10 protein-coding genes are annotated in these 14,203 nt (G+C 70.5%); 3 read left to right on the top strand and 7 right to left on the bottom strand.

The window, feature by feature from the left end:
* Positions 1-3 precede the first annotated feature (3 nt).
* Complete coding sequence (locus OG254_RS02750; RefSeq protein WP_405576964.1) at positions 4-555, top strand: hypothetical protein; 552 nt, start codon at positions 4-6, stop codon at positions 553-555.
* Positions 556-571: 16 nt separating this feature from the next.
* On the opposite strand, the gene OG254_RS02745 is transcribed toward OG254_RS02750, so the two are convergent.
* The 6 genes from OG254_RS02745 to OG254_RS02720 form a co-directional block, all read right to left on the bottom strand.
* Complete coding sequence (locus OG254_RS02745; RefSeq protein WP_405576962.1) at positions 572-2,479, bottom strand: AMP-dependent synthetase/ligase; 1,908 nt, start codon at positions 2,477-2,479, stop codon at positions 572-574.
* Between the two features lie 113 nt (positions 2,480-2,592).
* Positions 2,593-4,809 (bottom strand): 1,4-alpha-glucan branching enzyme, encoded by a 2,217-nt coding sequence (glgB, locus tag OG254_RS02740; RefSeq protein ID WP_405576960.1) that lies wholly within the window; start codon positions 4,807-4,809, stop codon positions 2,593-2,595.
* Positions 4,810-4,813: 4 nt separating this feature from the next.
* Complete coding sequence (locus tag OG254_RS02735) at positions 4,814-6,175, bottom strand: maltokinase N-terminal cap-like domain-containing protein (RefSeq protein WP_405576958.1); 1,362 nt, start codon at positions 6,173-6,175, stop codon at positions 4,814-4,816.
* A gap of 41 nt (positions 6,176-6,216) precedes the next feature.
* On the bottom strand, positions 6,217-7,935 hold the full coding sequence (gene treS / locus OG254_RS02730; protein WP_405576956.1) for a maltose alpha-D-glucosyltransferase: 1,719 nt from the start codon (positions 7,933-7,935) through the stop codon (positions 6,217-6,219).
* Positions 7,936-7,940: 5 nt separating this feature from the next.
* On the bottom strand, positions 7,941-9,947 hold the full coding sequence (locus OG254_RS02725; RefSeq protein WP_405576954.1) for an alpha-1,4-glucan--maltose-1-phosphate maltosyltransferase: 2,007 nt from the start codon (positions 9,945-9,947) through the stop codon (positions 7,941-7,943).
* 70 nt (positions 9,948-10,017) lie between these two features.
* Complete coding sequence (locus tag OG254_RS02720; RefSeq protein WP_351197986.1) at positions 10,018-10,323, bottom strand: DUF5133 domain-containing protein; 306 nt, start codon at positions 10,321-10,323, stop codon at positions 10,018-10,020.
* A 296-nt stretch (positions 10,324-10,619) separates the two neighbouring features.
* Here OG254_RS02720 and OG254_RS02715 point away from each other — a divergent pair, with 296 nt between their 5' ends.
* A complete protein-coding gene (locus OG254_RS02715; RefSeq protein WP_405576952.1) occupies positions 10,620-11,132 on the top strand; it encodes a pep a2 in 513 nt (170 codons plus the stop codon).
* Entirely contained in the window at positions 11,129-13,285 is a 2,157-nt protein-coding gene (gene glgX, locus OG254_RS02710; RefSeq protein ID WP_405576950.1) for a glycogen debranching protein GlgX, read from the top strand. Before OG254_RS02715 ends, glgX begins: the two co-directional genes overlap by 4 nt.
* Positions 13,286-13,309: 24 nt before the next feature.
* Here glgX and OG254_RS02705 read toward each other — a convergent pair whose 3' ends face one another.
* Positions 13,310-14,110 carry a VOC family protein gene (locus tag OG254_RS02705; RefSeq protein ID WP_405576948.1) on the bottom strand — a complete coding sequence of 267 codons (801 nt, stop codon included), beginning with the start codon at positions 14,108-14,110 and terminating at the stop codon, positions 13,310-13,312.
* Positions 14,111-14,203 lie beyond the last annotated feature (93 nt).

The following is a 14,203-nucleotide window of genomic DNA, read 5'->3' as shown; positions in this document are numbered from 1 at the left end:
CGTATGCGAGGAAAGGCGCGTATCGCGGTGTCGGCAGCGCTGGTCCTGGCGCTGCCGGCCTGCTCGGCCGACACGGAACAGCCGCTGCGGGGTGCCCTCACGACACCCACCGACATCGACCTGAACTGGCAGGACGAGCGGACCGGGATCGCGGGCCACGTCCTGGAGTTCGCGACCGAGAAGGACGGCCCCTACACCGTCCTGCAGTACCTCGCACCCCAGGTGACGAGCTACCGCCACCCCGACCTCATGCCGCACACCACCTTCCACTACCGGCTGACGTCCTACCGGGGCCCCACCGCCCGGCCGCACCTCACCGACCGGCCGGACGGCATCTGCCTCACCTGGAGCGACGACTCCACGGGCGAGGACGGCTACCTCCTGGAGATCCGCAAGAAGGACGGCGAGCGCTACGACCCCGTCGCCGTCCTCGCCCCGGACACCGAGGCCACCGACTTCGTCCCCCTGCCCGACGAACGGCACGCCGCCTACCGTGTCCGCGCCTTCGTCCTCGGGGAACGCTCGAACGTCGTACGGTTCACGACGGGCGAATAGGCCGCGGCATGCCCCCTCAGCCGAAGACGTTGTCCGCGTCGTCCCAGTGCGCGAACTCCTCCGCCAGATGCTCCCGGGGAGCGCGCGAGCGAGCCTGGTACATCGCCTCGATCTGGAGCGCGTAGTGCCGCACGATCTCGTCCCGGCGCAGCTTCATCGACGGCGTCAACAGACCACGGGCCACGTCGAACGGCTCGGGCAGCACCCGGAAGACCCGGATGGACTCCGAGCGCGACACCGCGCTGTTGGCGGCCGCCACGGCCCGTGCGACCTCCTCGCGCAGCGCGTTCTCCTCGCGCGCCACCCGCATGCGGGCGTCGCTGCGCACGGCGAGGGACTCGCGCCAGTAGGCCAGGAAGTCGGGATCCAGGGTGATCAGGGCCCCGACACAGGGCCGGTTGTCGCCCACGACCACCGCCTGGTGAACCAGCGGATGCATCCTCAGACGCTGCTCCAGGAGCGCCGGGGAGACGCTCTTGCCGCTGCTCGTGATGATGATGTCCTTCTTGCGCCCCGTGATCGTCAGATAGCCGTCGGAGTCCAGCCGCCCGAGATCCCCGGTGGCCAGCCAGCCACCGTACAGCGCGGCCCGCGTCGAGGCCTCGTCGTTGACGTAGCCCTGGAACACCGAAGGCCCCCGCACCAGGATCTCCCCGTCGTCGGCGACCCGGATGTCCATGCCTGGCAGGGCCTGCCCGACCGTCCCCGACATCTCCCGGCCCTCCGGCTGCGCCGTCACCCCGCCGCAGGTCTCGGTGAGGCCGTAGGCGTCGTTCACGTAGATGCCGATGCCCTCGTAGAACAGGGAGAGTTCGCGGTTCAGGGACGAGCCGCCGGACGTCGCCCGGCACACCCGGCCGCCGAGCGCGGCCCGCAGCTTGCGGTACACCGTCCGCTCGTACAGGGCGTGTTGCAGCCGCAGATCGAACCCGGGTCCGGGCCCGCCGCCCAGCCGGTGCCGTTCCAACGCCGCGGCGAAGTCCCGGGCGGTGTCGGCGGCCCGCTCGAACAACGCGCCACGGCCCGCCTGTTGGGCCGCGCGCAGGAAGTTCTTGTAGATCTTCTCGAAGATCGACGGTACGGCGCAGAACCAGGTCGGCCGGAAGGTGCGCAGCGCCGCCGACAGCGCCGCCTCGCTCAGGTCGGGCTCGTGGCCCATCACCATGCCGCCGCGGATGCACAGAGCCTGCACCAGCAGGCCGTACACATGCGAGAAGGGCAGGAAGGCGAGGACCGACGCCTGCCGCTCGCCGGGCGGGATCACGGTGTGGCCCCAGCCCGCGAGGAGGGTGTCGCTGGGGCTCGCCAGCCCGCGGTGGCTCAGCGCGCAGCCCAGGGGGCGGCCCGTCGTGCCGGAGGTGTACATGACCGCGGCGGTGGAGTCCGGCAGCACGATGCGGCGCAGCGACTCGACCGTGGTGAACGGGACGAACTCGCCGCGCTCCACCAGGTGCGCGAGTCCTCCCGCGTCCAGCTGCCAGACGTGCCGCAGTCGCGGCAGCGATCCGCACACGGACCCGACCGTCATGACCGACTGCTCGTCCTCGACCACCACACCCACGCACTCGGCGTCCCGCAGGATCCACTCGACCTGGTCGCGCGACGACGTCGGATAGATCGGGACCACCTCGGCGCCCACCGCCCACAGCGCGTAGCTGAGCACCGTCCACTCGTACCGGGTGCGCGCCATGATCGCCACGCGGTGGCCCGGTGAGATGCCGGACGCGATCAGCCCCTTGGCCAGATCCGCGACTTCGTCGCGCAGTTCGGCGGCGGTCACCTCCTCCCAGGCCGTGGAGGAGGGGTCGGGACGGCGCGCGAGCATCGGCAGTGTGGGGTCGACGGCCGCCGTCTCGAAGACGCTGTCGGCGAGCCCGCCGCTCAGGGGCGTGACGGTGGGCGGAGCGAGGCCGTGGTCGCGCATGCACTGCTCCAGTTGTGTACCGGGTGTGACGTCACCGATGAGTACCGTTATCGGCGCTGCCCGAATCTAGCCCAGCTGCGACCGGATGGTGTCGGGAACGGAGAACTCGGGCGTCACATCCTGTACGGCTGCAGCCACACCGTCGCCAGCGGCGGCAGCGTCAGATGGATATGTCCGTCCTCCGGCTTCACGGGATCGGGGTTGGTGACATCCCCACCGCCGTAGCGTGCGGCGTCGGTGTTGAGGGTCTCCTGCCAGGCGACGACGTGGTCCGGCGCCCAGAGCCGGTAGTCGTGGCGGACGACCGGGGAGAAGTTGGAGACCGCGAGCAGCGGATCGCCGTCGGTGCCGTGGCGGAGGAAGGCGAAGACGTTGTCGTCGGCCGCGTCCCCGAGCACCCACTGGAAACCACCGGGGTCGGTGTCCCGCTCCCACAGGGCCGGGGTCGCCCGGTAGCGCGCGTTGAGCTCGGCGACCAGGTCCCGCACGCCCCGATGGTCGCCCGCCGACGCGTACCCCTCGTCGAGCAGCCACCACTCCGGCCCGTGCTCCTGCGACCACTCGGCGCCCTGGGCGAACTCCTGCCCCATGAAGAGCAGTTGCTTGCCGGGATGGGCCCACATGAAGCCCAGATACGCGCGATGGTTGGCGCGGCGCTGCCACCAGTCGCCCGGCATCTTGGAGACCAGCGCCTGCTTGCCGTGCACGACCTCGTCGTGGGAGATGGGCAGGACGTAGTTCTCGCTGTAGGCGTACACCATCGAGAACGTCATCTCGTTGTGGTGGTACTTGCGGTGCACCGGCTCCTTGGCGATGTACTCCAGCGAGTCGTGCATCCAGCCCATGTTCCACTTCAGCCCGAACCCGAGCCCGCCGCTCTCGGTCGGCCGGGTCACCCCCTCCCAGGCCGTCGACTCCTCCGCGATCGTCACGACCCCGGGGTTGCGCCGGTACACGGTCGCGTTCATCTCCTGGAGGAACGCCATCGCGTCCAGGTCCTCCCGCCCGCCGAACACGTTCGGCGACCACTGCCCGGAGTCCCGCGAGTAGTCGAGGTAGAGCATCGAGGCGACGGCGTCCACGCGCAGCCCGTCGATGTGGAACTCCTCGCACCAGTACGTGGCGTTGGCGACCAGGAAGTTGCGTACCTCGGTGCGCCCGAAGTCGAACTCGAACGTCCCCCAGTCCGGATGCTCGGCCCGCCGCGCGTCCCCGGGCTCGTACAGCGGGTCCCCGTCGAAGCGGGCCAGCGCCCAGTCGTCCTTGGGGAAGTGGGCCGGCACCCAGTCCACGATCACGCCGATGCCGGCCCGGTGCAGGGCGTCGACCAGGTACTTGAAGTCGTCGGGCGTGCCGAGCCGCGAGGTCGGCGCGTAGAAGCCGGTGACCTGATAGCCCCAGGAGCCGGCGAACGGATGCTGCGCCACCGGCATGAGCTCGACGTGCGTGAAGCCGAGGTAGTCGACGTACGCGGGCAGCTCCTCGGCGAGTTCGCGGTACGTCAGTCCTGGCCGCCAGGACGGCAGATGGACCTCGTAGACCGAGAAGGGAGCCTGGTGCACGGGCACGTCACCCCGGTGCGCCATCCACTGCTCGTCGCTCCACGCGTAGTGCGAGGCGTGCACGATCGACGCGGTGTCCGGCGGGACCTCCGAGCGGCGCGCCATCGGGTCGGCCTTGAGGAAGCGGTGGCCGTACCGGGAGGTGATCTCGAACTTGTACCGGGTCCCCTCGCCGATGTCCGGCAGGAACACCTCCCACACCCCGGACGCGCCGAGCGACCGCATCGGGAACGCCGTCCCGTCCCAGCAGGTGAAGTCCCCGGCGACCCGTACACCCTGGGCGTTCGGCGCCCACACGGTGAAGCGGGTGCCGGCCACGCCCTGATGGGTCATCGGCTCGGCACCGAGCGCCTTCCACAGCTGCTCGTGCCGTCCCTCGCGGATGAGGTGCAGGTCGAGCTCGCCGAGGGCCGGCAGGAAGCGGTACGGGTCGTGGACCTCGCGCTCGTCGGACCCGTCCTCCTCGTACGACACGAGCAGCGTGTAGCCGGGGATCGCGTCCAGCGGCAGTACGGCCGAGAACAGGCCGCCGCCCTCCGAGACCAGCGCGGTGCGCTCGCCGTCGACCACGACACTCACCGCTCGCGCGAACGGACGCAGCGCCCGCAGCGCGATCCCGCCCGGGACCGGATGCGCCCCGAGCAGCGCGTGCGGATCGTGGTGTGCGCCGGACAGCAGGCGGTCACGGTCGGCCGGGTCGAGGGACGGCGCGGCGCTGCGCCGGGCCCCTCCGGCCGACTCGGGGCGCGAGGTCTCGTGCAGGGCCATGGGGTCAGGCTCCTCTCACGGCGAGGCGTTCGATCGCCGCCATCGGTACGGGCAACCAGTCGGGTCGGTGCCGGGCCTCGTACAGCACCTCGTACACGGCGCGGTCGGTCTCATAGGCACGGAGCAACCCGTGCTTCGTGCGCGGATCCCAGCCGGCGCGGGCGGCATAGCCCGCGCAGTAGGCCTCCCGGCAGCGGCGCGCCCACTCCGGACGCCACGGCCGGCGCTGGCGGGCGGCGTAGTCGAAGGAGCGGAGCATGCCGGCGATGTCCCGCACCGGGGAGTGCACGCCGCGGCGCTCGGCGAGCGGGCGGGACGGCTCGCCCTCGAAGTCGATGACGAACCACTCCCGGCCGGACCGCAGCACCTGCCCCAGGTGCAGGTCACCGTGGATGCGCTGGGCGGGCGGCCCGGGATCGCAGGCGGCGAGGGCGCCGAAGGCGGTGCGCAGACCCGGGACGTAGGGCTGCAGGGCGGGGACGAAGTGCGCGGCGAGCTCCAGGCGTTCGGTCATCGCCGCCGCAGTGCGGCTGTTCTCGGCGTGGGCCCTGGAGGGGAAGGCCGAGGCCAGGGCCAGGTGCACCTCCGCCGTCGCCCGCCCCAGCTGACGGGCCTCCGCGGTGAAGTCGTCACCCGAGGCCAGCGCGCCCAGCGCCAGCGTCCAGCCGTCGGAGGCGCCCCGCAGGAACGGCTGGAGCACGCCGAGCGTCGCCTCCCAGGGGTGCGTCGTCCGGAACCACGCCACCGGCGCCGGCACCCGACCGCAGCCCTCCTGGGCCAGCGCGCCGGACAGCTCCAGGTCCGGATTGACGCCGGGCTGGATGCGCCGGAACAGCTTCAGGATGAACGCGTCGCCGTACACCAGCGAGGAGTTGGACTGCTCGGCGTCCAGCAGCCGCGGCACGAGCCCGGTCGGCAGCGACACCGACGGGTCCGCCTCGAAGCGCAGCGGTCCGGCGGTGCCGGGGTGCCGCAGCCGGTCCAGGAGGAGCTGGGCCGAGCGGGGGTCCTGCAGCGCGTCGAAGACCGTCAGACCGGCCAGCGGCCCTTCCTCCGCCCGGCCGATGAGTGCCTTCCCGAGACGCGGCGACAGATGCTGCCGCACACCGAGCAACAGCTGGTAGCAGTCGCCGGCCGGGGGAGCGCCGCCGGGCGAGGGCACCGCCGAGTGACCGGCGTGCACCAGCAGATGCAGACAGCCCGGGAACAGCTCCGTCATCGACAGCAGCGCGAGGTCCGTGACGGGCCGGTCCTTGCCCGCGAACCAGCGCTGCCGTGGCAGCCACTCGCGCAGGAGCCCGGCCAGGGAGGCCATGGGGCTTGCGTCGACGGTACGGGTGGGTCGGGGAGATGCGGTCTTCTGCATGGTGACGCGTCCTTTCCTCGGCACACGCTCGAAGCTCACGCTCAAAGTCGTCTGCCGATGCGGGATGCGACTCGGGTGAGCCGGAACCAGTAGAAGCCGTGGCCCCCGAGGGTCAGCAGATACGGCAGTTCGCCGATGGCCGGGAATCGCACGCCGCCGAACAGTTCGACCGGGTGGCGTCCGCTGAACTCGCGCAGGTCGAGCTCGGTGGGCTGCGCGAAGCGCGCGAAGTTGTGCACACAGAGCACCAGGTCGTCCTCGTACTCGCGCAGGAAGGCGAGGACCGCGGGGTTCGACGACTGGAGTTCGGTGTAGGAGCCGAGTCCGAACGCCGGGTTCTGCTTGCGGATCTCGATCATGCGGCGGGTCCAGTGCAGGAGCGAGGACGGCGAGGCCATCGATGCCTCGACGTTCGTCACCTGGTAGCCGTAGACCGGGTCCATGATCGTCGGCAGGCAGAGCCGTCCGGGGTCGCAGGTGGAGAAGCCGGCGTTGCGGTCCGGGGTCCACTGCATGGGGGTGCGCACGGCGTCGCGGTCGCCGAGCCAGATGTTGTCGCCCATGCCGATCTCGTCGCCGTAGTAGAGGATCGGCGAGCCGGGCAGGGACAGCAGCAGGGCGGTGAACAGCTCGATCGAGTGACGGTCGTTGTCGAGGAGCGGGGCGAGACGCCTGCGGATTCCGATGTTGGCGCGCATGCGGGGGTCCTTGGCGTATTCCGCCCACATGTAGTCGCGTTCCTCGTCGGTGACCATTTCCAGGGTCAGCTCGTCGTGGTTGCGCAGGAAGATGCCCCACTGGCAGCCGGTGGGGATGGCCGGGGTCTTGGCGAGGATTTCCGAGACGGGGTAGCGGGATTCGCGTCGTACGGCCATGAAGATGCGGGGCATGACGGGGAAGTGGAATGCCATATGGCACTCGTCGCCCCCGCGTGCGTAGTCGCCGAAGTAGTCGACGACGTCCTCCGGCCACTGGTTGGCCTCCGCCAGCAGCACCGTGTCCGGATACATGGCGTCGATCTCGCGGCGGACCCGCCTGAGGAATTCATGCGTGGCGGGAAGGTTCTCGCAGTTCGTGCCTTCGTCGGCGTACAGATACGGCACGGCATCGAGCCGGAAACCGTCGATTCCCAGGTCCAGCCAGAATCGGAGGGCGGCCAGGATCTCCTCCTGGACGGCCGGGTTCTCGTAGTTGAGGTCCGGCTGGTGGGAGAAGAAGCGGTGGAAGAAGTACTGGCCCCGGACGGGGTCGTAGGTCCAGTTGGAGGCTTCGGTGTCGACGAAGATGATGCGGGCGTCGGCGTACTGCTTGTCGTCGTCGGCCCACATGTAGTAGTCGCCGTAGGGGCCGTCGGGGTCTTTCCTCGATTCCTGGAACCACGGGTGCTGGTCGCTGGTGTGGTTCATGACGAAGTCGATGATGACCCGCATACCGCGCTGGTGGGCGGCGTCGACGAATTCGACGAAGTCGGCGAGGTCACCGAATTCGGGCAGGACGGCGGTGTAGTCGGAGACGTCGTAGCCGCCGTCGCGGAGCGGTGATTTGAAGAAGGGCGGCAGCCACAGGCAGTCGACGCCGAGCCATTGCAGGTAGTCGAGTTTGGCGGTGAGGCCCTTGAGGTCGCCGACACCGTCGCCGTTGCTGTCCTGGAAGGAGCGGACCAGGACCTCGTAGAAGACGGCGCGCTTGAACCAATCCGGGTCACGATCCTTGGCGGGCGTGTCCTCGAAGGTGTCCAGCACGGGCTCGTTGACGGTCATGACGCTCAGGACCCTCCGATCTGCGGTGGCGAAGCCTGGACGTGGAGAACGTGCGCGGGCGCCCTGCCGGGTTCGAGGCGTACGTAGTTGGTCCGGCCCCAGCGGTAGGTCTCGCCCGTCAATTCGTCGTGCACGGACAAGGAGGCGTCCCGGTCCAGGCCGAGTTGCGGCATGTCCAACGAGACCGTGGCCTCCTGGGTGTGGTGCGGATCAAGGTTGGCGACCACCAGAACCGTGTCCGGGCCTGTGCGTTTGCTGTACGCGATGACCGCGTCGTTGTCGGTGTGGTGGAAGCGGAGATTCCTGAGCCGGTGGAGGGCGGGGTGGCACCTGCGGATCGCGTTGAGACGGGTGAGCAGGGGCGCGATCGTGCGGCCGTCGCGCTCCGCCGTGCTCCAGTCGCGGGGGCGTAGTTGGTACTTCTCCGAGTGGAGGTATTCCTCGCTGCCCTTGCGCAGGGGGGTGTTCTCGCACAGTTCGTAGCCGCTGTAGATGCCCCAGGTGGGGGAGAGGGTGGCGGCGAGGACGGCGCGGACCTCGAAGGCGGGGCGGGCGCCGTTTTGGAGGTAGGCGTGCAGGATGTCGGGGGTGTTGGCGAAGAAGTTGGGCCGCATGTAGGCCGCCGCGTCGCCGGACAGCTCGGTCAGGTAGTCGGTCAGCTCCTGCTTGCCGTTGCGCCAGGTGAAGTAGGTGTAGGACTGCTGGAAGCCGGTCTGGGCCAGGGTGTGCATCATCGCCGGGCGGGTGAACGCCTCGGCCAGGAAGATCACGTCGGGGTCGGTGCGGTTGATGTCCGCGATCACCCGCTGCCAGAACACGACCGGTTTGGTGTGCGGGTTGTCGACCCGGAAGATCCGCACGCCGTGGGCCATCCAGTGCCGCAGTACCCGCAGCGTCTCGACGGTCAGGCCGTCCATGTCGGCGTCGAAGGCGATCGGGTAGATGTCCTGGTACTTCTTCGGCGGGTTCTCCGCGTAGGCGATCGTCCCGTCCGCGCGGTGGTGGAACCATTCCGGGTGCTTGTGGACCCAGGGGTGGTCGGGGGAGCACTGCAGGGCGAAGTCGAGGGCGACTTCCAGGCCCAGCTCGGCCGCCTTCGCGACGAAGCGGTCGAAGTCCTCGATCGTGCCGAGGTCGGGGTGGACGGCGTCGTGGCCGCCCTCGGGGGAGCCGATGGCCCAGGGCACGCCGACGTCGTCGGGGCCGGCGGACAGGGTGTTGTCCGGGCCCTTGCGGTAGGTGGTGCCGATGGGGTGGATCGGGGGGAGGTAGACGACGTCGAAGCCCATCGCGGCGATCGCGGGCAGCCGGCGCGCGGCCGTCTCGAAGGTCCCGTGGGGCTGTTCGGGGGTGCCTTCGGAGCGGGGGAAGAACTCGTACCAGGAGCCGTACAGGGCGCGTTCGCGCTCGACCAGGAGCGGCAGCGGGTCCGAGGCGGTCACCAGATCCCGCAACGGATACCGGCCCAGCACCGCGTCGACGTTCGCTGCGAACGCCGCCGCCAGCCGTGACACGGGCGGCAGCGAGTCGTCCCGCAGCGCCTCGGAGGCGGCCAGCACGGTCGCCCGCTCGGTCTCGTCGGGCACGCCGGCGGCCGCACGCTCGTAGAGCTCGCCGCCCTCCTCGAGGACCAGCCCGACGTCGATCCCGGCCGGAACCTTGATGCGGGCGGTGCGGCGCCAGGTGGCCACCGGATCGCTCCAGGCCTCCACATGGAACGTCCAGCGCCCCACCGCGGACGGTGTCACCTTGGCGCCCCAGCGGTCCATGCCGGGGGCCAGTTCGTGCATCGGCGTCCACGGGCCGGGGTGGCCGTCGGGATCGGTCAGCACGACGTTGGCGGCCACGGAGTCGTGGCCCTCGCGGAACACGGTGGCGGTGACCTCGAAGGTCTCGCCGACGACCGCCTTCGCCGGATGCCTGCCGCACTCCACGGCCGGCTGTACGTCCCGTACCGGGATACGGCCGATGGTCCCGGTGCCGGCACCGGCTTTGCTCTTGGTCCTGCCCATGGTTCACCTCCACCGTGCTCGGGGCCGGGCACAAGGCCCGGCCGGGGGTTCGATCTTCGCCGGAAGCCGGCTACCTGCCGGCATGGAAACGCCGCCGCCGCGATCTCGGCGGTCCTCTGCGTGCGGAGACGCTCGCCGTGCGGGGCCGTCCGTCCTGCTCCAGGAGATAGGCGGTCGGCGTGCTGCGCAGATAGCGCTCGGCGGCGTCCACGGCCTCACGGGCGCAGCGCTTTCCCATCAGCACACAGAGGGTGTAGCCGTGGTCCTCGAAGGCGTTACGCACCATGAGGTCGGCCGGGGCCGCGAGCATGGCTCGTTCCCAGGCCCGGTATCGCCGCAGTTGCCGGGCGACTTCGGCTTTGGCCGGTAGCAGCATGGCCGCCTTCACCTTCCGGGCTCGATGACACGTTTCCCGACCGTCGGGCGGAACCCGTGCGCGCACACGCACGGGTTCCGTTACGGGCATCGAGGTCTTCACACATGGTGCACGGTCGACGACGCAGCGTCCTGTTGGATCTTCAACTACCTCGGGCGTGTCCTCGTGTTGCACGAATGGCGTACCGCCCCCACCCTGAAGTGACTCAGAAGCGATCAGCGCTCACGCTCCGTGCTCGGGGCCCGTCCCGCAGGGGCGAGGAGAGCGGGAGCTCTCGCGGTGAGGAGGTAACGACGGTGAAGACCGCAGTGCCCTGCTACTACCACCTCGACGTGGAAGTCAGCCCCGAACGGGTGGGTCAGGTCAGCCGAATTCTGGCCGCCCACCTCCGGTACTGGGACCTGGAGACCCTTGTCGAGCCCGTCCGCCACAGCACGGAGATGCTGCTGCGGGCCATCGACGAGCACGCGACGGACAAGAACACCTCGGTCGAGATGTGGTGGAACGGCCAGCACCTCATCACCGCCATCGGTGACAACGACCGCGCTCTGCGCCCGGACCACGAACTGCGCGCCTGCCTCCAGCACCTCGCCGCGATGAGCGACGGCTGGGGCTGCTGCGCCACCGAGTCCGGAGCCAAGGTCATCTGGTTCTCGCAACGTGCCCGCGCCGGCGAACGTGCCCCGCTCGTCCCCGCGGCCCCCGCGCCCAGTCTGCGCGAAGCGCGCGGTGTCCCCCGCGAGGCGCCCGTCACGGCCGGCGCCGACGCGGCGGGCGCCCGGGACGGCATCCTGGAGGGCGCCCGGTGACCGCCCGCCGGCGCCGCGACGACAAGAGCCGAGGGGTGTCCGCCTGGAGCGGGCACCCCTACCCGCTGGGGGCCGCCTACGACGGCCGGGGCACCAACTTCGCCGTGTTCAGCGAGGTCGCCGAACGCGTCGAACTCGTCCTCGTCGACGACAAGGACCGGCACAGCGTGGTTCCGCTGACCGAGGTCGACGGCTTCGTGTGGCACGGCTATCTGCCCGGCGTCGGCCCGGGGCAGCGCTACGGCTACCGGGTGCACGGCCCCTGGGACCCGGGCCTCGGCCACCGGTGCAATCCGGCGAAGGTGCTGCTCGACCCGTACAGCCGGGCGGTGGACGGCCGGGTGGACAACCACGCCTCGCTCTTCGAGCGCACCCCGGGCGCCCCGTCCCCTGCGGACAGCGCCGGGCACACCATGCTCGGTGTGGTCACCGAGCCGTACTTCGACTGGGGCGACGACCGCCCGCCGAGACGGCCGTACGCCGACACCGTCATCTACGAGGCGCACGTGCGGGGCCTGACCCGCAACCACCCCGAGGTCCCGCCGGAACTGCGCGGCACCTACGCCGGCCTGGCGCACCCGGCCGTCGTCGAGCACCTCACGTCCCTCGGCGTGACGGCCGTCGAGCTGATGCCGGTGCACCAGTACGTCCAGGACGGCGTGCTGCTCGACCGCGGGCTGTCCAACTACTGGGGCTACAACACGATCGGCTTCTTCGCGCCGCACAACGCCTACGCCGCCCGCGGCACCCGAGGCCGCCAGGTCGACGAGTTCAAGGCGATGGTGAAGGCGCTGCACGCGGCCGGCCTCGAAGTGATCCTGGACGTCGTCTACAACCACACCGCCGAGGGCAACGAACGCGGCCCGACCCTGTCCTTCCGGGGCATCGACAACGCCTCGTACTACCGCCTCGTGGACGGCGACTGGGCGCACTACTACGACACCACCGGCACCGGCAACAGCCTGCTGATGCGCCACCCCTACGTGCTTCAGCTGATCATGGACTCGCTGCGCTACTGGGTCACCGAGATGCACGTCGACGGCTTCCGCTTCGACCTCGCGGCGACGCTCGCCCGGCAGTTCCACGAGGTGGACCGGCTCTCGGCGTTCTTCGACCTGATCCAGCAGGACCCGGTGATCAGCCGTGTCAAGCTGATCGCCGAGCCGTGGGACGTGGGGGAGGGCGGCTACCAGGTGGGCAACTTCCCGCCGCTGTGGTCGGAGTGGAACGGCAAGTACCGGGACGCCGTACGGGACTTCTGGCGCGCCGAGCCGGGTTCGCTCGGCGAGTTCGCCTCCCGGCTGACGGGCTCCTCCGACCTGTACGCGCACAGCAGGCGCCGACCGCGCGCCAGCGTCAACTTCGTGACCGCGCACGACGGTTTCACGCTGCGTGACCTCGTCTCGTACAACGACAAGCACAACGAGGCCAACGGCGAGGGCAACCGGGACGGCGAGAGCCACAACCGGTCCTGGAACTGCGGCGCCGAGGGCGAGACCCGTGACCCGGCCGTGCTCGCGCTGCGCGCCCGTCAGCAGCGCAACTTCCTCGCCACGCTGCTGCTGTCGCAGGGCATCCCGATGCTCTGCCACGGCGATGAACTCGGCCGCACCCAGCGCGGCAACAACAACGCCTACTGCCAGGACAACGAGGTCTCCTGGGTCGACTGGCGGCTCACCGACGACCAACGCTCCCTCGCCGACTTCACCCGCCGCGTCATCGGTCTGCGCGCCGCCCACCCCGTCCTGCGCCGGCGCCGCTTCTTCCAGGGCGAGACCCCGACCCACCCCGACCAGCCGCTGCCCGACCTGGTGTGGCTCCTGCCCGACGGCCGCGAGATGACGCAGGACGACTGGCGGCGCTCCGATGCCCACTCCGTCGCCGCCTTCCTCAACGGCGACGCCATCGCCGAGCCGGACTGGTGCGGGCAGCCGGTCGTGGACGACTCCTTCCTGTTCCTGCTCAACGCCTACTGGGAGCCGGTGGAGTTCCAGCTGCCGGACGTCTCCTACGGGGAGCGCTGGACGACGACGATCGACACGTCCGCATCACAGGGGCCGCCGGACGAGTCGGAGCACAAGGCGGGCACCGCCCTCCTCGTCGAGCGCCGCAGCCTCGTCCTGCTGTCGAGGCCCTCACGCAAACTCCCCTAGAGGGGCGCGCGGCCCAGCGGCCTTCTACCGCTCGCGCCGCGAAGTCACCGTGAACTGCGCCCCGTCCGGATCCCGCAGCACCGCCTCGTCGCTGCCCTTGGACAGCACACTGCCCCCGTTCAGCTCCGCGGCCCGCGCGCACTCCGCCACATCCGTGACCGCGAAGTGAACCTGCCAGTGCGGACGGATCGTCGGATCGGGCGCCGCCCCGAGCGCCCCCGACTCGATACGTGCCACCACGTCACCCCCGCTGCGCAGCACGACCTCGCCGCCCTCGTAGTGCACCTCGCAGCCACCGGGCCGCTCCGTGGCCCAGTCGAGGACCTCGCCGTAGAACATGGCGGCGTCGAACGCGTCGCGCGTGTGCAGGCGGATGAACGTCGGCGCGGCCCGCCGCCAGGTCTCCCAGTTGGAGATGAGCTCCCCCTCCCAGATGCCGAACGTCGCGCCATCGCGGTCCGCGAGCAGCGCAGCCCGGCCGGGCGGCAGGGAGAGCGGCCCGACGGCCGCGGTGCCGCCGCGTTCCTGCACCCGGGCGACGGCCTCGTCCGCACTGCGCACGGCGAAATACGGCGTCCAGGCCACGGCCATCTGCCACATCGAGGCGACCGCGGCGATCCCGGCCACCGGCACGTTCTGTGCCAGCGCCACGCGGAAGCGGTCCCCCAGCCTGGCCGGCCGCCAGCGCCATCCCAGCATGGCCGTGTAGAACGCCTGGGTGGCCTCCAGATCACGGCTGGTCAGGCTCACCCAGCAGGGTGCGCCGAACACGGAGTGTGTGGACACGACGTCGGCCGTGCTCCTGGAGGATCTTGCATTGTTCATGGCAGTCGCGTCCTGGTCTCGCCCTACCGGCGGCCACCGGTCTGCTCCCAGTGTCCAACCGGATCCGCTCGCGGGCCTGTCGAGTACCCCCGG

The organism is Streptomyces sp. NBC_01092, assembly GCF_045039535.1.
GTDB lineage: Bacteria > Actinomycetota > Actinomycetes > Streptomycetales > Streptomycetaceae > Streptomyces.
This window is presented reverse-complemented; position numbering and strand designations above follow the sequence as displayed.